Origin of the sequence: Frateuria sp. YIM B11624 (genome assembly GCF_049727805.1) — a bacterium.
Taxonomy (GTDB): domain Bacteria; phylum Pseudomonadota; class Gammaproteobacteria; order Xanthomonadales; family Rhodanobacteraceae; genus Frateuria_A.
Window position 1 is genome coordinate 101643 of the sequence record NZ_JBCNYA010000004.1, and the last position, 21540, is coordinate 123182.

At 68.5% G+C, this 21540-nt stretch carries 19 protein-coding genes; 10 read left to right on the top strand and 9 right to left on the bottom strand.

Translation table 11 applies throughout. The features are described from left to right. From AAIL17_RS03240 to AAIL17_RS03255, 4 genes are all read right to left on the bottom strand, one after another. Nucleotides 1-1569, bottom strand: coding sequence for a response regulator (locus AAIL17_RS03240; RefSeq protein WP_424681377.1), 1569 nt, complete (start codon nt 1567-1569; stop codon nt 1-3). A gap of 58 nt (nt 1570-1627) precedes the next feature. Then, nucleotides 1628-2074: a response regulator gene (locus AAIL17_RS03245; RefSeq protein ID WP_424681378.1), complete on the bottom strand. Its 447-nt coding sequence runs from the start codon at nt 2072-2074 to the stop codon at nt 1628-1630. Then, on the bottom strand, nt 2071-3843 hold the full coding sequence (locus AAIL17_RS03250) for a sensor histidine kinase (protein WP_424681420.1): 1773 nt from the start codon (nt 3841-3843) through the stop codon (nt 2071-2073). The genes AAIL17_RS03245 and AAIL17_RS03250 overlap by 4 nt, the downstream gene beginning before the upstream one ends. A gap of 468 nt (nt 3844-4311) precedes the next feature. Next, the gene (locus tag AAIL17_RS03255) at nt 4312-6570 is read right to left on the bottom strand and encodes a GH92 family glycosyl hydrolase (RefSeq protein ID WP_424681379.1); all 2259 of its coding nucleotides are present in this window, start codon (nt 6568-6570) and stop codon (nt 4312-4314) included. Between the two features lie 206 nt (nt 6571-6776). On the opposite strand from AAIL17_RS03255, the gene AAIL17_RS03260 reads away from it, so the two are divergent. The 5 genes from AAIL17_RS03260 to AAIL17_RS03280 all read left to right on the top strand — a co-directional run bounded on the left by AAIL17_RS03260 (nt 6777) and on the right by AAIL17_RS03280 (nt 13541). Then, complete coding sequence (locus AAIL17_RS03260; RefSeq protein WP_424681380.1) at nt 6777-7826, top strand: LacI family DNA-binding transcriptional regulator; 1050 nt, start codon at nt 6777-6779, stop codon at nt 7824-7826. 244 nt (nt 7827-8070) lie between these two features. After that, nucleotides 8071-9396, top strand: a complete 1326-nt coding sequence (gene fucP / locus AAIL17_RS03265) for an L-fucose:H+ symporter permease (RefSeq protein WP_424681381.1) — start codon at nt 8071-8073, stop codon at nt 9394-9396. Then, on the top strand, nt 9393-10358 hold the full coding sequence (locus tag AAIL17_RS03270; RefSeq protein WP_424681382.1) for a carbohydrate kinase family protein: 966 nt from the start codon (nt 9393-9395) through the stop codon (nt 10356-10358). Before fucP ends, AAIL17_RS03270 begins: the two co-directional genes overlap by 4 nt. After that, the gene (locus tag AAIL17_RS03275; protein WP_424681383.1) at nt 10355-11566 is read left to right on the top strand and encodes an AGE family epimerase/isomerase; all 1212 of its coding nucleotides are present in this window, start codon (nt 10355-10357) and stop codon (nt 11564-11566) included. Before AAIL17_RS03270 ends, AAIL17_RS03275 begins: the two co-directional genes overlap by 4 nt. Before the next feature lie 13 nt (nt 11567-11579). Continuing rightward, nucleotides 11580-13541 carry a M1 family metallopeptidase gene (locus tag AAIL17_RS03280; RefSeq protein WP_424681384.1) on the top strand — a complete coding sequence of 654 codons (1962 nt, stop codon included), beginning with the start codon at nt 11580-11582 and terminating at the stop codon, nt 13539-13541. Between the two features lie 156 nt (nt 13542-13697). Here AAIL17_RS03280 and ligD read toward each other — a convergent pair whose 3' ends face one another. Together ligD and AAIL17_RS03290 are read right to left on the bottom strand one after the other, a co-directional pair. Further along, the gene (gene ligD, locus AAIL17_RS03285) at nt 13698-14585 is read right to left on the bottom strand and encodes a non-homologous end-joining DNA ligase (RefSeq protein WP_424681385.1); all 888 of its coding nucleotides are present in this window, start codon (nt 14583-14585) and stop codon (nt 13698-13700) included. A gap of 87 nt (nt 14586-14672) precedes the next feature. Next, nucleotides 14673-15629 carry a Ku protein gene (locus AAIL17_RS03290; RefSeq protein ID WP_424681386.1) on the bottom strand — a complete coding sequence of 319 codons (957 nt, stop codon included), beginning with the start codon at nt 15627-15629 and terminating at the stop codon, nt 14673-14675. 108 nt (nt 15630-15737) lie between these two features. Here AAIL17_RS03290 and AAIL17_RS03295 point away from each other — a divergent pair, with 108 nt between their 5' ends. The 3 genes from AAIL17_RS03295 to AAIL17_RS03305 are packed head-to-tail and all read left to right on the top strand — an operon-like array spanning nt 15738 to nt 17481. Then, nucleotides 15738-16361, top strand: a complete 624-nt coding sequence (locus AAIL17_RS03295; RefSeq protein WP_424681387.1) for a YceI family protein — start codon at nt 15738-15740, stop codon at nt 16359-16361. Then, the gene (locus tag AAIL17_RS03300; RefSeq protein WP_424681388.1) at nt 16348-16914 is read left to right on the top strand and encodes a cytochrome b; all 567 of its coding nucleotides are present in this window, start codon (nt 16348-16350) and stop codon (nt 16912-16914) included. Before AAIL17_RS03295 ends, AAIL17_RS03300 begins: the two co-directional genes overlap by 14 nt. 3 nt (nt 16915-16917) lie before the next feature. After that, on the top strand, nt 16918-17481 hold the full coding sequence (locus AAIL17_RS03305) for a YceI family protein (RefSeq protein ID WP_424681389.1): 564 nt from the start codon (nt 16918-16920) through the stop codon (nt 17479-17481). Between the two features lie 413 nt (nt 17482-17894). On the opposite strand, the gene AAIL17_RS03310 is transcribed toward AAIL17_RS03305, so the two are convergent. Then, the gene (locus AAIL17_RS03310; RefSeq protein ID WP_424681390.1) at nt 17895-18125 is read right to left on the bottom strand and encodes a glutaredoxin family protein; all 231 of its coding nucleotides are present in this window, start codon (nt 18123-18125) and stop codon (nt 17895-17897) included. 76 nt (nt 18126-18201) lie between these two features. On the opposite strand from AAIL17_RS03310, the gene AAIL17_RS03315 reads away from it, so the two are divergent. Next, nucleotides 18202-19584 carry an L-serine ammonia-lyase gene (locus AAIL17_RS03315; RefSeq protein ID WP_424681391.1) on the top strand — a complete coding sequence of 461 codons (1383 nt, stop codon included), beginning with the start codon at nt 18202-18204 and terminating at the stop codon, nt 19582-19584. A 2-nt stretch (nt 19585-19586) separates the two neighbouring features. Then, nucleotides 19587-20018: a GNAT family N-acetyltransferase gene (locus tag AAIL17_RS03320; RefSeq protein WP_424681392.1), complete on the top strand. Its 432-nt coding sequence runs from the start codon at nt 19587-19589 to the stop codon at nt 20016-20018. A 33-nt stretch (nt 20019-20051) separates the two neighbouring features. On the opposite strand, the gene AAIL17_RS03325 is transcribed toward AAIL17_RS03320, so the two are convergent. Together AAIL17_RS03325 and AAIL17_RS03330 are read right to left on the bottom strand one after the other, a co-directional pair. Then, nucleotides 20052-20933, bottom strand: a complete 882-nt coding sequence (locus AAIL17_RS03325; RefSeq protein ID WP_424681393.1) for an EamA family transporter — start codon at nt 20931-20933, stop codon at nt 20052-20054. A 161-nt stretch (nt 20934-21094) separates the two neighbouring features. Then, nucleotides 21095-21412 carry a hypothetical protein gene (locus AAIL17_RS03330; protein ID WP_424681394.1) on the bottom strand — a complete coding sequence of 106 codons (318 nt, stop codon included), beginning with the start codon at nt 21410-21412 and terminating at the stop codon, nt 21095-21097. Between the last annotated feature and the right edge of the window lie 128 nt (nt 21413-21540).

Below are 21540 nucleotides of genomic sequence, written 5' to 3' on the forward strand. Positions count from 1 at the left end.
CTACTCCCCCGCCTCCTGCCCACCCAAGGCCTGCCGCATCGTCCGCAGCAACTGCTGCGTGTTGATCGGCTTGTCCACCAGGTAGAGCCGGTCCAGCCTGGGCAGCTCCTCCAGGTCAGGCGGTGCTTCCGGCCGCGCCAGCAGCAGCACCGAACGGCGATAGCCGTGCTCGATCAGCGCGGCCAGCGTGCGCACGCCGGTGAACAGGTTCATGTCCGCGTCCATCACCACCAGGTCGGGCACGCCGTGCGCCTCGATCCACTGCAGCGCGGCGGTGCCGCTCTGGCTGGCGTGCGGCTGGTAGCCGTAGCCGTCGAGGATGTCGACCAGCAGCGACAGCGGGCCGGCCTCCTCCACCACCACCAGCACGCGTTCGGCCTCGCCCAGCAGGCTCTCGCCCTGCTCTTCCTGCGCCGCCGCCTCGACGTCCGGTTCCTCGATCGGAATGTAGAGGTGGAACGCGGTACCCGTACCCGGCTCGCTGTCCAGCCGCATCACGCCGTTGTGGCTGGCGACGATGCGCTTGCAGGAAAGCAGGCCCAGGCCGGTGCCGCCTTCCTTGGTGGTGTAGAACGGCTCGAACAGGTGCTCGCGTACCTCCGGGGCCATGCCGGGACCGGTGTCGGCCACGGTCAGGCACAGGTAGCGCCCGGGGTGCGCCTGCTCGCCGGGCAGGAAAAAATCCTCCGCCAGCTCGCATTCGCCCGCGGCGATGCGCAGGTGGCCTCCGGCCTCGCCCATCGCCTGGATCGCGTTGAGGCAGAGGTTGAGCAACGCCTGCTGCAGCTCGGTGTGGTTGCCCTCGAAGGTGAGTTCGCGATCGTCGACCTCCAGGTCCATCTGCACCGCGCGCGGCACGCTGCCGCGCAACAGCAGGCCCAGCGCGTCCATCAACGCACCGACGCGCACCTGCTCGGCGCGGCGCGCGCCGCGCGCGAAGGAGAGCATCGACTGCACCATCTGCAGGCCGCGCCGGCCGCAGTCGCGCACCAGCGCGCCGAGCCGGGCCAGGCGCGGATCGTCCTGGTAGTCCTGCAGGCTGTCGCCGGCCAGCAGCAGCGGCTGCAGCAGGTTGCGCAGGTCGTGGCTGAGGCCGCCGGCGAGCATCGCCAGGCTTTCGAAGCGCTGCGCGCGGATCAGTTCCGCCTCGGCGCGGCGCTTGGCGCGCAACGCCTCGGCTTCGGCCAGCGCGCGGCGCACGGCGCTGGCCAGGCGGGTGGGGTTCTGCTTGAGGATGTAGTCGGTGGCGCCGTTGCGCAGCGCTTCCACGGCCGCCTCCTCGCCCAGCGTGGCGGAGACGTAGATGAAAGGCAGGTCGTCGTCGTGGCTACGCAGCAGTTCCAGCGCGCGCTGCCCGGAGAAGCCGGGCAGGCTCAGGTCGGAAAGCACGATGTCCGGCTTGAACTCCTCCAGGCAGGCGCTGTAGCTGGCCTCCTCGTCGACCAGGCGCACCACGTAGTCGATGCCGTCGGCGTCCAGCTCGGCCTGGATCAGTTCGGCGTCGAGCGGGTCGTCCTCGACCTGCAGGATGCGGATGGTGGGCAGCGGGCGCATGTTCGAATTGGGCATGCAGTCTATTGCGCTCCTGTTTCATTCCGTCGTCCAGCCTTCGTCACTCGTGCCTTCCTCATTCGTGTTCGGGCAGCTGGTTGAGTACCGCCCAGAACCGGCCCAGCGTTCGCACCGCCTCGAAGAACTGGTCCACGTCGACCGGCTTGATCACGTAGGCGTTGACGCCAAGGTCCCAGCTGCGCGCCAGGTCGCTCTCCTCGCGCGAGGACGACAGGATCACCACCGGGATCAGCCGCAATCGTTCATCCTCGCGCAGGCGGGTGAGCACCTCCAGCCCGTTCATGCGCGGCATCTTGATGTCGAGCAGGATCACCGACGGGTCGACCGCCTCGCGGCCCAGCCAGGGGCCGCGGCAGTGCAGGTAGTCCAGGCAATCCACGCCGTCCTCCACGTGCACCACCGGATTGGCCAGGTTGGCCTCGCGCAGCGCGTCCATGGCCATCTCGGCATCGGCCATGCTGTCCTCGACCAGCAACACGGGACCCAGGTGACGGTTGTTCATGACGGACGCCTCGCGGTACGCGCCTCGGCCAGGTCGGTGGCCGGCAGCGAGAAGTGGAAACTCGCGCCGCGCTCCGGTTCGGCCTCGGCCCAGACCCGGCCGCCATGGCGCGCGACGATGCGACGCACGTTGGCCAGTCCGATGCCGTTGCCCGGGAATTCGGAGGCGCGGTGCAAGCGCTGGAACACGCCGAACAGCTTGCCGGCGTATTCCATATTGAAACCCGCGCCGTTGTCGGCCACCGTGAAGACATATTCACCGTCGCGATCACGTTCCACGGCCACCGCGATCTGCGCCACCTCGCGGCGGCCGGTGTACTTGACCGCGTTGCCGATCAGGTTCTGCCAGACGGTGCGCAACATGTTCTCGTCGCCGATCACGATCGGCAGCGGATCGATCGTCCACTCGATGGTCCGCTCTCCCGCCTCCGATTGGGCCAGCGCGCGCGCCTCGTCCACCAGCGACTGCATGTCCACCGCCTGCAGCCGGAGCGCGCCGCGGCCGAGCCGCGAGAACACCAGCAGGTCGTCGATCAACTGCGCCATGCGGGTGGCAGAGGTGCCGATCACGTCCAGGTAATGGGCGGCCGTTTCATCCAGATGCTGCTCGAGATGGCGCTTGAGCTTGCCGGTGAAGCCGGCGATGTGGCGCAGCGGCGCGCGCAGGTCGTGCGAGACCGAGTAGCTGAAGGCCTCCAGTTCGCGGTTGACGTCGGAGATCTGCGCCACCTTGCCTTCGAGCTGCCGGTTGAGTTCCTTCACCTGCTGCTCGACCAGCGCGCGGGCGGTGACGTCGCTGACGGTGAGCAGCAGCACCGGCTGCTCGCCGTCGTGCTGCTGCAGGCGCCGGGCGTTGACCAGCACGTGGCGATCGATGCCGCCGACCGTGCGCTGCACCAGCTCGTAGTCCCACAGCTCGCGGTCGTGCAGCAGCACGTCGCGCAGGCGCTGCAGCAGCGCGCCGTCGGTCCAGGCGCCCTCGCCCACTTCCTGCAGCGGACGCAGCTCGCGCTGATCCTCCTGCGGCAGGCCGTAAAGCTCGCTGAAGGCGGTGTTCACCAGCAGCGTGCACAACTGCGCGTTGAGCAGCGCGATCGGCTCGCGCACCGCCCGCACGATCATCTGCGCGCGGCGCACCGCCTGGCTCTCGCGCGTCTCGGCGCGCATGCGGCGGGCGATCTGGCGTTCGGAAACCAGCACGATCACCGACAACAGCACGATCTGCGCGATCGAGGTGATCGCCAGCACCAGCCCGCTGTCGAAGGCGCTGCGGCGGGCGTGGGCGCGCCGCTCCATCAGCACCGTGCCCTCGTTGCGCACCACCGTCTCGATCTGCTGGTCCATGCGGAACAGCGTGCCGGCGTCGTGCAACGCGGCGACGGCCCCGGCGCGGTCGCCGTGCCGGATGCGCGCAAGCGCCTGCTCCAGCAGCGCCAGCCGGCCGTTGACCACGTTGCCCAGCGCGCCGATCGCCGCCTGCTGGGCAGCGTTGTCGCGGGTCATGTCGCTGAGCTGGCCGAGCAGCGCGGGGACTTCGTTGCCGGCCAGGCGGGCGTTGTCGATCAGCGAGGGATCCTTGTCGCCCTCGAGCAGGCGGTGGATCGCCGCCTCGCTGCTGCGGGTGACGTAGGCGATGCGGTAGGTGAGCGACTTGACCTCGGAGGAATGCGTGACCAGTTGGCTCGCTTCCATCGCGTCTTCGTGGCTGGTGCGCGTGGCCAGGTACGGCAGCAGCACGATCACCAGCACCGCGCAGAGCAGCCCGGCCATGCGCCAGCGCGGCACGCGCCAGTGGCGCAGGCCGCGGCGGAGCTCGGGCAGCAGGGCGCGATGGCGGCTGGGCATGCGGGGAGGGTTCCTCACGACGCGTCGACCAGGCGGAGCTTACGACCTGCCGCCCACGGCCGGCTAAACGTGCAATGAAAGCGTGCGCGGCGTTAGGCGCGGGTGATGGCTGGCGCGGCCTCGCGCTGCTTCTTCGTTCAGGAGGAGAGAGGGTTCAAAGGGACGCGGAGATGCCCGGGAACGGGGCGCCATGCTCCCCCTCCCCTCCGGGGGGAGGGTTGGTGTGAGGGGGCCGCACTGGCCTTGAACCCACCTGTCCGGAGGCTTTTCAAGAAGCCACGCTCGAGCAACCGCCCCGCGAGCCCCGGCCCCTCACCCTGCCCTCTCCCCGGAGGGGAGAGGGTTCAAAGCGGCGGGCCTGCAGCGTGGGCAGGCCGCACGCCCTTCGAGCCGTTACCGCGCCGGTTCTGCCTGCATGCGGAAATGCAGTTCGCCGCCGGCGAGGATCTGGGCGTGGTGCAGGAACGGGCTGGCCAGCGGCTTGCCGTTGAGCGTGATCTCGCCGACGTAGGGATGCGCGTCGTCCAGCGGCGCGGCGCTGACGGTGAAGTCCTTGCCGTTGCTCAGGTGCAGCGTGGCGCGCTGCACGAACGGCCGGCCGATCGCGTAGGTGTCGCTGGCCGGCGTGACCGGATAGAAACCCAGCGCGGTGAACACGTACCAGGCCGACATCTGGCCCAGGTCGTCGTTGCCGGCCAGGCCGTCCGGGCGCGCGGCGTACTGGCTGTCCATGATCTGCTTCAGGCGCTGCTGGGTCTTCCACGGCGCGCCGGCATAGTCGTAGAGGTAGGCGATGTGGTGACTGGGCTCGTTGCCGTGGGCGTACCAGCCGATCAGGCCGGTGATGTCCTCGACGTGCTTGAAATGGGCCGGGTCGATCTTCGCGTCGAACACCTCGTCCAGCCGCTGCACGAACTTCGCATCACCGCCCATGGCGTTGATCAAACCCGGCACGTCCTGCGGCACGTACCAGGAGTACTGGTAGGCGTTGCCCTCGGTGTAGTCGGTGCCGTAGCCGGCGGCGGCCGGATCGAACGGTGCGCGGAACGCGCCGCCGGAAAGCCGCGCGCGCATGAAGCCGGTCTGCGGATCCCAGGCGTTCTTCCAGTTGCCGGCGCGCTTTTCGAAGGTGGCGGCAACGTCCTTGCGGCCCATCGCCTTGGCCATCTGCGCCAGCGACCAGTCGTCGTAGGCGTATTCGAGCGTCTTGGAAGCGCCCTCGGGCTCCTTGTCGATCGGCACGTAGCCGAGCTTCATGTAGTCGGCCAGGTCGCCGTAGGGCGCATAGGTGGCGCTGGCGACCATGGCGTCCAGCGCCTTGCCGGCGTCGAAGCCGCGCACGCCCTTGATGTACGCGTCGGCAATCACCGGCACCGCGTGGTAGCCGATCATGCACCAGGTCTCCAGGCCCTGGTACGCCCACACCGGCAGGATGCCGAACGGGCTCGCTTCGCGCGCGGCGATCAGCGAGCGGATGAAATCGGTGCTACGTTGGGGATTGAGCAGCACCATCAACGGCTGCTGCGCCCGATAGACATCCCACAGCGACCAGGTCGAGTAGAACTCGTAGCCCTTGGCCTGGTGCACGGCATGGTCGGGGCCACGGTATTGGCCGTTGACGTCCATGCTGAGCGTCGGCGAGAGCATGGCGTGATAGAGCGCGGTGTAGAACTGCTTGCGCACGGTGGCGGAGGCGTCGACGTCGATCACCGCCAGCGCCTTGTCCCAGTCGGCCTTGGCCTGCGCGCGGCGGGCATCGAAGTCCCAGCCCTTGCCGTCGGCATCGAGATTGGCCACCGCGTTGGCGGCGCTGACCGGCGAGATCGCCACCTTCACTTCCAGCGGCTTGGCGAGCGTGCCGAAGTCGAACACCCCGACCAGCGCGCGGCCGTTCTGCGCGTCGTGGTCCATCGGCTGGTTGCCCGGGCCCTTGAAGCCCTTGTAAGGGACGTCGCTCTCGCGGTCGTACAGCGTGCGCGAGGCGATCGGCTGGTTGAAGCGCATCGCGAAGCACAGCTCGCGCCCCGGCGCCCAGCCGCGGGTGGTGCGGCAGCCGGTGACGGTGCCGTCGGCGGCCACCTGCAGCTTCGACCACAGCACCTTGCCGGGGTAGTCGTAGATGCTCGGGCGCAGGTCCAGCAGCAGGTGCGCACTCTTGCCCCTGGGGAAGGTGTAGCGGTGCCAGCCCACGCGCCGCCCGGCAGTGAGCTCGGCACGGATGCCGTAGTCGGCCAGGGTGACGGCGTAGTAGCCCGCCTGCTCGACCTCGCTGGCGTGGTCGAAACGCGAGCGGTAGCCGCTGCCCGGTTTGGCCGGGTCACCGGGCTCGAGCTTCACCTCGCCGGCGACCGGCATCACCAGCACGTCGCCCAGGTCGGAGTGGCCGGAGCCGGAGAAGTGCGTGTGCGAGAAACCCATGATGCTGGTGTCGCCGTACTGGTAGCCGGCGGCCCATTTGTAGGCGTGCTTGAAGTCCGGCATCGCCGTGTCGGGCGAGAGCTGGATCATGCCGAAGGGCACGGTGGCGCCGGGGAAGGTATGGCCGTCGCCGCCCGTGCCGATGCGCGGGTCGACGTCGCCGGCGTGGCCGGTGGCGGCAAGGGCGATGCCGGGCAGCAAGGCCAGGGCGAGGGCCAGGCGGGACAAGGTCATCAGGGGCTCTCCGGGGGTTTGGATCGTTCCAAATGACTAAGCTAGCAGCGCTTGCGGACATGTGCACGTTGCGATGCGCGAGAAGGCCTGGGGAGGTCCGGACAGAGCCTGGACTTTGCGACCGACGACAAACCGGAGCTTGCACACGCCGGCCGATCAGCTAGATTTGGATCGTTCCAAACACGTTTCTTCCCACCGGGTGCCCCATGGAAAGCAACCCTCCGCTCGGCCGCAAGGTCACCGTGCGCGACATCGCCGCCGGTTGCGGCGTCTCGCGCGCGACCGTATCGCTCGTGCTGCGCGGCAGCCCGCTGGTCAACAAGGACACCCGCGCGCGCGTCGAGGAAGAATTGCGCAAGCAAGGCTACGTCTACAACCGTGCCGCTGCCAACCTGCGCCGGCGCACGACCTCGTCCCTTGCGCTGGTGATCAACGAACTGGCCAACCCGTTCTTCGCGGAATTTGCCGCGGGCGTGGACGACGTGGTGGGCGAGGCGGGCATGGTCACGCTGCTGGGTTCCTCCAGCGAGTCGCCCAGGCGCGAGCAGGCGGTGCTCGGCTCGCTGATCGAGCACGGGCCCGGTGGCATCATCCTTTCGCCCGCCGAGGGCAGCGACGCCAGCCAGGTGCTGGCCGCAGTGGGCGCACGCACGCCGCTGCTGCTGTTCAACCGCGAGCTGGTCGGCGAGCAGCCCGAGTACGCCCACTGGGACACGCTGGCGCTGGACAACCAGCAGGGCGCGCGCGAAGCCACCGCGCACCTGGTCGCGCAGGGCCACCGCCGCATCGCGTTCTTCGGCGGCCACCGCGATTCGAGCTCCTGCCGCCAGCGCCGCGCCGGCTATCGCGAAGCGATGCAGGCGGCGGGGCTGGCGGTGGCGCCGCACTGGGAGGTCGAATGCCTGCCGACGCGGCTGGACGCGGCCCGTTGCGCCGAAGCGCTGTTCGCCGCCGATCCTGCACCCACCGCAGCGGTCTGCTACAACGACGCGGTCGCGCTGGGCCTGATGCATGGCCTGGTCGAGCGCGGCCTGGCGCCGGGGCGCGACTTCGCCCTCACCGGCTTCGACGACATCGCCGAAGCCGCGCTGGCCACGCCCTCGCTCACCACGCTCGCCGCCGCGCCGCGTGCGCGCGGACGCCAGGCCGCGCAGATGCTGCTGGAGCGCCTGCGCGACCCGGATGCCGAGGCGCGGCGCATCGTCGCCCCGGTGCGGCTGGTGGTTCGCGCCAGCAGTTGCCCGGCCACCGCCTGATCGACTCGAGAGTCTTCCGATGCCTTCCCGTAACCCGCGCTGCTCGTCGATGGCCGCCAACCGGCGGCATGGGGCGCGGCGGTCGACGGCAGGCAGCATGGCAGGCCGGATCCGCGTGCCCGCGTCCCTTCGTCACCACCCAGTCGCGTACGCACGTACGCTCCCCCGTTCTTCCCTGATCAGCGCACGAATCGCCCCCGGCGCGGGTCACTGGAAGGCATCGACCAGGCTCTAAGGAGTCCCCATGGCCATCTTGCAAGCTCCCAACCGGTCGCCCGCCGCCCCTCCTGCGGACGGGCCGCGCGAGCGCTACACCGACTATCCGCTGGCGCTCGGGGTGGTCACCACGATCTTCTTCATGTGGGGCTTCCTGACCTGCCTCAACGACATCCTGATCCCGCACCTGAAGGCGCTGTTCGAGCTGAACTACAAGCAGGCGATGCTGGTGCAGTTCACCTTCTTCGGCGCGTACTTCCTGATGTCGCTGCCGGCCGGGCGGCTGGTGGCGCACCTGGGCTACAAGCTGGGCATCGTCGCGGGCCTGGCGATCGCCGGCGTCGGCGCCGCGGGCTTCTGGCCCGCCGCAGGGCTGCACTCGTACCCGGCCTTCCTCGGTGCGCTGTTCGTGCTGGCCACCGGCATCACCGTGCTGCAGGTGGCGGCCAATCCGTACGTGGCGCTGCTCGGGCCCGAACGCACCAGCTCCAGCCGGCTTACGCTGGCGCAGGCGCTCAATTCCTTCGGCACGTTCCTGGCGCCACACTTCGGCGGGCTGCTGATCCTGTCGGTAGCAGTCAAGAGCTCGCTGGAGGTGGCCCAGCTCTCGCCCGCCGGGCAACTGGCCTACCGCACGCAGGAGGCGCAGACGGTGCAGGGGCCGTACCTGGGCCTGGCGATCGCGCTGTTCGCGCTGGCCTTGCTGGTGTACCTGTTCCGCCTGCCTGCACTGGAGGAGGCCACCGAGCAGGCCGACCGTAGCCACCACACGCTGATGGATGCGCTGCGCATCCCGCACGTGCTGTACGGCGTGATCGCGATCTTCTGTTACGTCGGCGCGGAGGTGGCGATCGGCAGCTTCATGGTGAATTACCTGTCACTGCCGCAGATCGGCAACATGCCCGAGACCACGGCGGCGACCTACGTGTCGTACTACTGGCTGGGCGCGATGATCGGCCGCTTCGCCGGGTCCTGGCTGATGACGCGCTACTCGCCGCGGGCGCTGCTGGCGCTGTTCGCCGTGATCAACATCGCGTTGCTGGCCATCACCATGAGTACCGGCGGCACGACCGCCATCTGGAGCGTGGTGGCGATCGGCCTGTTCAACTCGATCATGTTCCCGACCATCTTCACGCTGGGCATCGAGCGGCTCGGGCCCTTGACCGAGAAGGCCTCGAGTCTGCTGATCATGGCCATCGTGGGCGGCGCCATCGTGCCTTTCGCGCAGGGTGCGCTGGCCGATGCGATCGGCGTGCAGGCCGCCTTCATCCTGCCGGCGGTGTGCTACGCCTACATCGTGTTCTACGGCCTGCGCGGTTCGCGCATCGTCGGCGCACCGCTGGAGGCACGATGAGCCGTCCGATCCTCTGCTTCGGCGAGGCGCTGATCGATTTCCACGCCGAGGGCGCCGGCGAGGCCGGCTTCCCGCGCGCATTCGTGCCCTTCGCCGGCGGCGCACCGGCCAACGTGGCGGTGGCCGCGGCGCGGCTGGGTGGGGAGGCGCGCTTCGCCGGCATGCTGTCGAACGATCCCTTTGGCGACTTCCTGCTCGGCAGCCTCGAACGTGCCGGCGTGGCTGTCGCCGACGTGGCGCGCACTGGTGAGGCCAACACCGCGCTGGCTTTCGTCAGCCTGGACGCGCGCGGCGAGCGCAGCTTCAACTTCTACCGTCCGCCTTCGGCCGACCTGCTGTTCCGCCCGCAGCACTTCCGCGCGCAGGCGTTCGACGACATCGCCGTGTTCCACGTCTGTTCCAACAGCATGACCGATCCGGAACTGGCCGAGACCACCCGCGAAGGCATGCGCCGCGCGCAGGCGGCCGGTGCGCTGGTGAGCTTCGATCTCAACCTGCGCCCGGCGCTGTGGCCGCGGGAGTCGAACCCGCGTCCGTCGGTATGGCCGGCGCTGCACCTGGCCGACGTGGTCAAGCTGTGCGCCGAGGAATTCGCCTGGCTGGCCGAGGACGGTGCCCTGCTCGATCGCCTATGGCAGGGCCGCACGCGCCTGCTGGTGGTCACCGACGGCCCGCGGCCGCTGCGCTGGTACCGCCGCGACGTCAGCGGCGAGCTGCCCTGCCCGCAGGTGGAGGCGGTCGACACCACCGCCGCCGGCGACGCCTTCGTCGGCGGCCTGCTGTGCCGGCTCGCCTCGCTCGAAGCGGGCACGTTCGACGCGCTGCTGCGCGACGGCTCGGCGCTGCACGACATGCTCGCCTTCGCCGCCGCCTGCGGCGCACTCACCGTCACCCGCCAGGGCTCGTTCACCGCGATGCCGAGCGCGGCGGAAGTCCATGCCTTCCTGGAATCGAATCGATGACCACCCTGCCCGATTTCCGCAGCGAGAGCTTCCTGCGCGAGCACATCGCCCAGACCATGGCGTTCTACCACCCGCGCGCGATCGATCCGGCCGGCGGCTTCTTCCAGTACTTCAAGGACGACGGCACGATCTACGACCGCAGCCATCGCCACCTGGTCAGCAGCACGCGCTTCGTCTTCAACTACGCGCTGGCGGCGATGGAGTTCGAGGACAGCGACTACCTGGACGCGGCCCGCCACGGCCTGCGCTACCTGCGCGACGTGCATCGCGACCCGGCCACCGGCGGCTACGCCTGGACGATTGCCGATGGTCGCCCCGACGATCGCACCAACCATGCCTACGGCGTCGCCTTCGTGCTGCTGGCCTGCGCCAGCGCGCTGCGCGCGGGCCTGGTCGAGGCGGAACTGTGGATGGACGAGACCTGGGCGCTGCTGGAAAAACGCTACTGGGACGCCGAGGCGGGCCTGTACCGCGACGAGGCCGATGCGAACTGGAACTTCTCGCCCTACCGCGGCCAGAACGCCAACATGCACATGTGCGAGGCGATGCTGGCCGCCTACCAGGCCAGCAACGACGTGCGCTACCTCGACCGCGCCCTGCTCCTGGCCGACCACATGACGCGCCGCCAGGCGGCCAAGGCCGGCGGCCTGGTGTGGGAGCACTACGACACCAACTGGAACGTCGACTGGGACTACAACCGCGACAACCCGCGCCACCTGTTCCGCCCGTGGGGCTTCCAGCCGGGGCACCAGACCGAGTGGGCCAAGCTGCTGGTGATCCTCGAATCGCACCTGGCCGAGCGCGGCCGCGAGGAGCGCTGGCTGCTGCCGACCGCCCGCCACCTGTTCGACACCGCGCTGATGCGCGCCTGGGACCCGAAGCACGGCGGCATCTGCTACGGCTTCGCGCCCGACGGCAGCATCTGCGACGCGGACAAGTACTTCTGGGTGCAGGCCGAATCGCTGGCCGCCGCGGCGCTGCTGCACGCGCGGACCGGCGAGCCGGTGTATGACCAGTGGTACGAGCGGCTGTGGGCGTATGCGTGGCAGCATTTCGTCGACCACGAGCATGGCGCGTGGTACCGCATCCTCACCCACGACAACCGCAAGTACGACGACGAGAAGAGCCCGGCCGGCAAGGTCGACTACCACACCATGGGCGCCTGCCACGAAGTGCTCGCACTGATCCGTGCCGGCGGCCAACCGTAACAGGGGACTTTCGATGAAGGCACTCGCAGTCTGCATGACCGGCGCGCTGGCGCTGGCGTCCACCCTCGCCGCCGCGGCGGACGCGCCGCGCTACGATCCGCTCCAGACCTTCGCGCCGTTCACTTATCCCGACCCGGTCAACGCCTACCGCTCGGCCGACGGCAAGCCCGGTCCGCTGTTCTGGCAGAACCGCGCCGACTACACGATCGAAGCCACGCTGGACCCGGCCAGCCGCAAGCTCACCGGCCGCGAAACGATCACCTACACCAACCACAGCCCCAACGCGCTGGACGTGCTGTGGCTGCAGTTGGACCAGAACCGCTACAAGACCGACGCGCGCGGCGCCTTCACCAGCGAGTTCCCGACCGAGTTCACCAGCGGCTACCAGATCGCCTCGGTCGAAGTCGAAGACGCCAGCGGCCGCCGCCAGCCGGTGAAGTGGGTCGTCTCCGACACCCGCATGCAGCTGCGCCTGCCCGAACCGCTGAAGGCGAAGGGCGGCAGCGTGCGCGTGCACATCGCCTGGAGCTTCACCGTGCCTGGCGAATTCGGCGGCCGCATGGACGTCAACGCCAGCAAGAACGGCGACATCTTCGAGATGGCGCAGTGGTACCCGCGCCTGTGCGTCTACGACGACCTGCGCGGCTGGGACACCGCGCCCTATCTCAACAGCGAGTTCTACCTGGAATACGGCGACTTCGACTACAAGGTCACCGTGCCCGCGGACATGATCGTGGCCGGCTCCGGCGAGCTGGTGAATCCGCAGGACGTGCTCACCAAGACGCAGATCCAGCGCCTGGACGAGGCCCGCCACAGCGACACGACGGTGATGATCCGCACGCCGGCCGAGGTCAGCCAGCCGTCCAGCCGTCCGAAGCAGGGCGGCACGCTGACCTGGCACTTCCGCATGCAGAACACGCGCGACGTGGCCTTCGGCGCGTCCAAGGCGTTCGTGTGGGATGCCGCCCGCATCAACCTGCCGCAGGGCAAGACCGCGCTGGCGATGTCGGTCTATCCGGTCGAAAGCGCCGGCAACGCTGCCTGGGGCCGCGCCACCGAATACCTCAAGGCGTCGACCGAGTACTTCTCGAAGGAGTGGTTCCCGTATCCGTGGCCGGTGGCGATCAACGAGGCCGGCACCGCCGGCGGCATGGAGTACCCGGGCATCACCTTCGACTCCAAGCGCGCCAAGACCAAGAACCTGCACGGCGTGATCGCGCACGAGATCGGGCATAGCTGGTTCCCGATGATCGTCGGCTCCAACGAACGCCGCCACGCGTGGATGGACGAGGGCTTCAACACCTTCATCGACATCGCCGAGGTCGACGCCTTCAACCACGGCGAATACGCACCCAAGCGCGACGGCGAATACGCGCCCAAGGGCGGCAACCCGGCCGACGAGATCGCCGCGGTATTGGCCGATCCGGAGGCGCCTGCCCTGCTCAACGGCGCCGACGAGACATCCGAGAAGTACCGCCATCCGATCAGCTACTTCAAGGGCGCCTTCGGGCTGGTGCTGCTGCGGGAACAGATCCTGGGGCCCGAGCGCTTTGACGACGCCTTCCGCAAGTACATCGCCACCTGGGCCTACCACCATCCCTCGCCGTCGGATTTCTTCCGCTTCATGGAAAGCGAGGCCGGCGAGGACCTGGGCTGGTTCTGGCGCGGCTGGTACCAGCACAACTGGCAGTTCGACATGGCGGTGCGCAAGGTCGCGCCGATCGACGGCGACTGGTCGCACGGCGCCGCCGTGACGGTGGCGAACCTGGACCCGCTGGTGCTGCCCAACACGCTGCGCGTGACCTACGACGACGGCAGCCACCAGGACGTGCGCGTGCCGGTGGAAACCTGGCAGCAGCATCGCGAGTACGTGGTGCGGGTGGCCGGTTCGCGCAAGGTCGTGTCGGCGACGCTGGATCCGGAGCACGGCTTGCCGGAAGCGGATCGTTCCAACGACACGTTGAAGTTGAAGTAACCCACGGGACGCCCCCATCCGCCTGTCGGCACCTTCCCCCGTGAACGGGGGAAGGCTCACCCGAATGCATCCCGCGGATTGACGGAAGCGTCACGCCCGGTCCTTCCCCCGTTCACGGGGGAAGGTGCCCGCAGGGCGGAAGGGGGAGGCCTTGCCTCAACCCCTCGGCAACCGCTGCTGCAGCTTCGCCATCCCCTCCCAAGGATCGGCCTTCAACCCCGCCGCCCGCTCCAATGCCACCGGCATGCCGAACGCGGCCCCGCCCTCGACCTTTCCCAGCTCTTCCCATCGCAACGGCATCGCCACCGGCGCCCCGTCGCGCGCCCGCAACGACCAGTTGCACACGCTGGTGGCGCCGCGCGCATTGCGCAGCCAATCGATGAAAATCTTTCCTTCGCGTTGCGCCTTGCTGGCGGTGGCGATGTAGCGCTCGGGCGAGCGCGCGACCATCGCATCGGCCACCGATTCGCAGAAATCCTTCGCCGCCTGCCAGCTCGGCCCGCGCCGGAACGGCAGCACCACATGCAGCCCCTTGCCGCCGCTGGTGCGCACGAAGCTCGCCAGCTCCATCCCTTCGAGCAGCTCGCGGATGCCGCGCGCTGCCTCCACCACCGCCGTCCACGCCACGCCGGGCGCGGGGTCCAGGTCGAGCACGATGCGGTCGGGCGAATCGGGCTTGTCCACCCGCGCGCCCCACGGGTGGAACTCGATGGTGTTCATCTGCACCAGTTGCAGCAGGCCCTTGCGGTCGCGGATGTAGACGTAGTCGTCCTCGCCGCCCTCCTTCTCCTCGATCGGGATGGGGCGCACGCTGGAACCGAGCTTGGCCGCGTGGTGCTTCTGGAAGAAGCATGCGCTGTCGGTGCCGCCCGGGCAGCGCACCATCGACAGCGGGCGGTTGACCAGCTCCGGCAGGATCCAGTCGGCGACGGCGGCGTAGTAGGCGGCGACCTCGCCCTTGGTGATGCCGTCGTCCGGATAGACCACGCGCGAGGGGTGGCTGATCCGGACGCCGGCAACGTCGATGGGCTTGTCGGTGCTCATGCGTTCTCCCTGCGGTCCGGCCGCGCTCCCCGGAGAGGCCACCATGCCACCTCGCCGCGCCGGAAGACACTCAACGGACGGCAGACCTCATCCGGCCTTGCGGCTCTTGCGGGTGGCGCTGGCCTTCTTCGCCGGGGTCTTTCGCGAAGCCTTCTTGGCCGCAGGTTCGGCCTTCTTGGCGGCCTTTTTTGCTGCTGGCTTCTTTTCCGCTTTTTCCGCCGCGTCCTTGCCCTTGGCCGGCGTGCGCTGCTTGCCCTCGATGCTCTTCTTGAGCAGCGCCATGAAGTCGACCACGTTGGTGGTGGCGTTGGCGTGCGCGGGCTCCTCTTCCTCCAGCGTGGTGGTGACGCCCTTGCTCTTGAGCCGCTGCTCGATCACCGCGGTGAGCCGGTCGCGGAATTCATCGCGGTAGTTCTCCGGCTCGAACTTGCCGGACATCGACTCGATCAGCTCTCCCGCCATCTCCAGCTCGCGGTCGCTGATGCGGTAGTCCGAGATCGCCTTGTCCGGCAGCGCGTACTCCTCCTCGCTCACCAGCTCCTGCGGGAAGCGCAGCAGGATCAGCATCAGCGCATCGTCCTGCGGCATCACCGCGCACAGGTACTCGCGGGTGCGGATCACCACCCGCGCAATGCCGATCTTGCCGGTGCGCTTGAGCGTCTCGCGCAGCAGCACGTAGCCCTTCTCGGCCTTCTTGCCGGGCACCAGGAAATAGGGTTTCTCGAAGTAGGCCGGGGTGAGCTGGCCGGCGTCGATGAAGGTGTCGATCTCCACCGTCTCGTGCGCCTCGGCCGCGGCGTTCCTGATGTCCGATTCCTCCAGCACCACGTAGTTGCCCTTGGAGTACTCGTACGCCTTGACGATGTCCTTCCAGGGCACTTCCTCGCCGGATTCGGCGTTGACGCGCTCGTAGCGCACCGGCTGGTTGTTGCGCTGGTCGAGCATGCGGAAGTGCAGGTCGACCCTGCGCTCGGCGGTCATCAGGCGGATCGGGACGTTGAGCAGCCCGAACGACAGCGTGCCGGTCCAGATGGGGCGAGCCATGGCCTACCTCCATAAGTGGCGGGTTTCGATGGTAGCCACGCCGCGCGTGGACGAAACGCCAAGGCAGTGCGCTGGCACCCACGCAAGGGATCATCCAGACTTGGCCTGATGAGCGTCCTGCCCGCCGCCGCCCGCCTGCTTGCCTGTGCCGCCCTGCTGTGGCCGCTGGCCGGCCATGCGAAGGAGCACCGCTACCGTTACGACACGGTGCACAGCCAGGTTCTCTTCAGCGTGAGCCACGACGGCTACTCGCGCCCGTTCGGCCGGCTGCACATCGCGCACGGCTGGCTGCGCTTCGACCCGGACGACTGGACGCGCGCCGCCACCGAACTGGACATCGATCTGCAGAGCCTGGACATGGGCGATGCGGACTGGAACGCGGCGGTGCTCAAACCCGCGTTCCTCGATGCCGCCAAGGCCCGCTATGCCCACTTCGCCAGCACCTCGGTCGAGCGCAAGGACGAGCGGCATGGCGTGCTGCACGGCAGGCTCACCCTGCACGGCGTCACCCGCGACGTAGACATTCCGTTTACGTTCAACCGCGATGCGCGCACCATCTTCGGCTTGCACACCATTGCCGGGTTTTCCGCCACCGCCATGCTCGACCGCACCGATTTCGGCATCACTTCCAACCTGGGCTCGATCGGCCGCAACATATCCATCTGGCTGGAGATCGAAGCCATCCGCGACGAACGTACGGACGCAAGGGAGAGCGCCGATGCTGCGAAATGACGAATGGCGCTGGGGCGCCGTCGCCAAGTTCTTCCACTGGACCATCGCCCTGCTGATCCTGGGCAACGGCGTGTTCGGCCTGCTGATGGACCTGGCCCGCTCGCCGATGCAGAAGGTCAACTGGATGGCCCTGCACAAGTCGATCGGGCTGACCGTGCTGGCCCTGTTCGCGCTGCGCGTGCTGTGGCGTGCGTTCAACCGCCCGCCGCGCGAGTTGCCGGCGCCGCGCTGGCAACTGTGGGCCGCGCGCGTCGTGCACGGCGTGCTGTACCTGCTGGTGGTGGCGTTGCCGCTGTCGGGCTGGTGGTTCAATTCGGTGCGCGGCTACCCGCTGCAGTACTTCAAGCTGTTCAACCTGCCCGCCATCGCGGCGAAGAATCCCGACCTGCGCCGCCTGTCGCACGAAGTTCACGAATACCTGTTCTGGTTCCTGCTGCTGGTGCTCATCGCCCACGTGGGCGCGGCGCTGAAGCATCATGTCTTCGACAACGATGACGTACTGCGCCGCATGTGGCCGTTCGCCCGCCTTCGCCAAGGCTCCAAAGGAGATTGAAGCATGAACCGACCGGCCCTCGGGCGCCTTGCCCTGCTGCTGTGCCTCGTCCTGCCGGCTGCCGCCACGGCCGCCGATTACCGCGTGCTGCAGGACCAGAGCACGCTCGGCTTCACGGCCGCCTTCCAGGGCGCCCCGTTCCAGGGCAGCTTCGCGCAGTGGCACGCGGCCATCCGCTACGACGCGGCGCACGTGGGCAGTTCGAAGTTCGACGTCACCGTCGATACCACCAGCGCCGCCACCGGCGACTCCGATCGTGACAGCGCGCTGCCCGGCGCGGATTTCTTCAATGCGACCAAGTATCCGCAGGCACATTACGTCAGCACCGACATCATCCAGGCCGGTGACCACCTCATCGCGCACGGCAACCTGACCCTGCGCGGCGAGACCCATCCGCTCAGCCTCACCGTCACGTTCACGCCACAGCCCGGCGGCACCACGCTGATGGACGTGAGCGGCACGCTCAAGCGGCTGGATTACGGCGTCGGCGGCGGCGAGTACGCCGACACCTCGGTGATCGGCAACGACGTGACGGTCAAGGCGCACCTGGTGCTGGCGCCGAAATAGCGCTTCGGCTTCCCCCATCCGCCCTTCGGGCACCTTCCCCCGTGAACGGGGGAAGGCTCACTCGAGAGCCTCACGCAGATGGGCGAGGGCTCATCCGACAGCCTCATGAGAAGCGTGTTCACGCGATAGCCTCACGTAGCCAGGCGGGACTCGCTCGACAGCCCCAAGCAAGATCCTTCCATAGCGCTCCGGCTTCCCCCATCCGCCCTTCGGGCACCTTCCTCCGTGAACGGGGAAGGCTCACTCGAGAGCCTCACGCAGATGGGCGAGGGCTCATCCGACAGCCTCATGAGGAGCGTGTTCACGCGATAGCCTCACGTAGCCAGGCGGGACTCGCTCGACAGCCCCAAGCAAGACCCTTCCCCCGTCCCACGGGGGAAGGTGCCCGAAGGGCGGATGGGGGAAGCCTCGCCTCAGCCCTCCAGGAACCGCCTCACCACCGCCGCGTCGAACGGCCAATCCAGCTCCCGCCCATCGCGCCCGTCGCGTAGCACCGGCACCCGGGTCCCGTAGCGCGATTCCAGTGCATCGTCATCATCCACCCAGACGCTGTCGAATTCCGGCGCCCGCGCCTCGGCGAGCACCGCGAGCGCCTGGTCGCACAGGTGGCAGTAGTCGCGCTGGTAGAGGACGAGGTCGGCCATGCGGCGGCGAATGGACTGCCAAACGTGAAGGGGGCGCGTAGAATAACGGGTTCACCCCTTCCCCTGCAGCGCATCCATGGCCGTCAGCGTTTTCGACATCTTCAAGATCGGCATCGGGCCGTCGTCCTCGCATACGGTCGGACCGATGCGCGCGGCTGCCCGCTTCGGCGAGCGCTGGCTGGAGGAGAAGGGCGTGCTCGACCGCGTCGCCCGCGTGCGTGCCGAACTCTATGGCTCGCTGGCGATGACCGGCCGCGGCCACGGCACCGACAAGGCGGTGCTGCTGGGCTTCGAGGGCCACCATCCGGACACCGTCGATGCCGACCTGATCCCGGAGATCCTCGCCCGCATTCGCGCCAGTGGCCGGCTGCGCCTACTGGGCAAGCACGAGATCGGCTTCGACGAGAAGGCCGACCTGGTTTTCAACAAGCGCCAGAAGCTGCCCTTCCACACCAACGGCATGCGCTTCACCGCCTACGACGCCGCCGGCAACGAGCTGGCCACGCGCGACTACTACTCGGTCGGCGGCGGCTTCGTGGTCAACCAGGACGAGGCGGCCGAAGACCGCATCGTCGCCGACACCACCGAGCAGCCCTACCCGTTCTCCACCGGCGACGAACTGCTTGCGGCGTGCGAGCGCCACGGCCTGACCATCGCCCAGTTGATGATGGCCAACGAAAGCGTGTGGCGCCCGGAAGCGGAAACCCGCGCCGGCCTGCTCACCATCTGGAAAGCCATGGCCGACTGCGTCACCCGCGGCCTGCGCTCCCCCGGCACCCTGCCCGGCGGCCTGCACGTGACGCGCCGCGCGCCGGCGATGGCCGAGGAACTGCGCAACCAGCCCGAGGCCGCGCTGAAGGATCCGCTCACCATCCTCGACTGGGTCAACCTCTACGCGCTGGCCGTCAACGAAGAAAACGCCGCCGGCGGCCGCGTGGTCACCGCGCCGACCAACGGCGCCGCCGGCATCGTGCCCGCGGTCGGCCACTACTACCTGCGCTTCTGCCCGAAGGCGGACGAGAACGGCATCGTCGACTATCTGCTGACCGCCGGCGCCATCGCCATCCTCTACAAGGAAAACGCCTCGATCTCCGGCGCCGAAGTCGGTTGCCAGGGTGAGGTCGGCGTGGCCTGCTCGATGGCCGCCGGCGGCCTCACCGCCGCGCTGGGTGGAAGCATCTGGCAGGTCGAGAACGCCGCCGAGATCGGCATGGAGCACAACCTCGGCCTCACCTGCGACCCGATCGGCGGCCTGGTGCAGATCCCCTGCATCGAGCGCAACGCGATGGGCTCGGTCAAGGCCATCAACGCCAGCCGCATGGCGCTCAAGAGCGATGGCAAGCATCGCGTGAGCCTGGACAAGGTCATCAAGACCATGCGCGATACCGGCCGCGACATGAAGGACAAGTACAAGGAAACCAGCCGCGGCGGCCTCGCCGTCAACGTCATCGAGTGCTGAGCGTGGAGCCCGTCGTCGCCCACGCGCAGACGGACGAGGAGATCGCCGCCACCTTCGAGGTGATGCGCCAGCTGCGGCCCGATCTCGCGGCCGACCGCTACGTCGCGCAGGTCCGCTCACTGATGGACAGCGAGGGCCTGCGCCTGCTCGCCGTCATCGACGAAGGCACGGTGCGCGGCGTGGCCGCCTACCGCTTCATGCAGATGCTTTACTGCGGACGCCTGCTGTATCTCGACGACCTGGTCGTCGACGAGCGCGTGCGCTCCCGCGGCTACGGCGCCCGGCTGCTCGACCGCCTCAAAGACGAAGGCCGTGCGCAGGGCTGCAGCGAGATCCAGTTGATCTCCCGGGTCACCCGCGAACAGGCGCACCGCTTCTATTTCCGCGAGGGTTTCGGCATCGAGTGCTTCCATTTCCGCACGCGTCTGGATTGACGCGCAGCGGGCGGCACGAGTCGCCGAGCCCGATCAAGGAACAGCTTCTACTCCGATCGGCCTGCGCACACTCAGTGCCGTACCGGCCGCCGCCACGATGATCGCCCCGATCGCCAGCCACTGCAGCGCACTCAGGTGCTCGCTGAGCAGCATCACACCCGCCAGCGCGGCGATCGCCGGTTCCAGGCTGAGCAGCGTGCTGAAGGTCCGCGCCGGCAGGCGCGTCAGCGCCACCATCTCCAGCGAATAGGGCAAGGCCGAACTCAGCAGCGCCACGCCCACCGCATAGGGCAGCAGCGACGGCGACAGCAGCGCGGTGCCCGCGTGCGCCACGCCGAAGGGAATCGCCAGCAAGGCGCCGACCGACGTGCCCCAGGTCACCGCGTCCCCGCCATGGGCGGCCCCGGCCCTCTGCCCGGTGATGATGTACAGGGCCCAGCCCAGTCCCGCGGCAAGCGCGTACATCACGCCGACCGGATCGAGCGCATGCGCCTGGCCGCGCAGCGGCAACAGCAGCGCCAGACCGGCGACCACCAGGCCGATCCACACGAAATCGAGCAACCGCCGCGAACTGAACATCGCCAGCGCCAGCGGACCGGTGAACTCCAGCGCCACCGCCAGCCCGAGCGGGATCGTGCGCAGCGACATGTAGAACACCAGGTTCATCGCCCCCATCGACAACCCGTAGGCCCACAACCCACGCCAGTCTTGCCCGGCCCGCAGACGCCGCCACGGCCGCCGCCACGCCAGCAGGATCAGCGCGCTGATGCCGAGACGGTAAGCGGTGGCCCCCTGCGCGCCGACCTGCGGGAACAGGTGCTTGGCCAGCGACGCACCGCATTGATACGAAACCATGGCGACCAGCAAGGCGCCGATCGCGATGGCGACCTGGGAGACATCCGAACGCGAGGACATGGGGAGAGCCACGACGGGGAGGCTTCCCATAATGCCAGCAAGTGGCCCGCCTTTTAGCTCCCTCTCTCCCCTCCGGGGAGAGGACTGGGGTGAGGGGCCGGGGCTCGCGGGGGAGCCCGCTCACGAAGCTTCACGAAGTACAGCAGCCTCGCCAGCCGCGCTCAGCGATGCATCTTGGCGATCTTGGTGTCTTTCAGCGCATCGACCAACTCACGCACCAGCTTGCGGTGTTCTGCAGGGAGCGCGCGGAAGCCTTCGATCAATTCATCTTCTTCGTAGGACGCACGATCCTCGCGGATCTGCCGGTCCGATGCGCGCCGCGACTTCTCGCCGAACCCCAGAAGCCCGCGATCCACATGCAACCAGTCGGCGAGCACCGTCAGCTTGTCGAGCTTGGGAACCGCCTTCCCGCCAAGCCAGCGCGAAGCGGTCTGGAAGCGGATGGACGGACCACGGAAGCGGCTGTTGAACTGCTTCATCAATACGCCCGGCCTCGGCTCATAGCCCGCTTTTCGCATCGCTGCGGCAAGACGTTCTGAGAATTCCGCTCGGTGATCGACCATGACGGCAAGGTACGTGGCCGGACACCGCTGCAATTCACCTTACA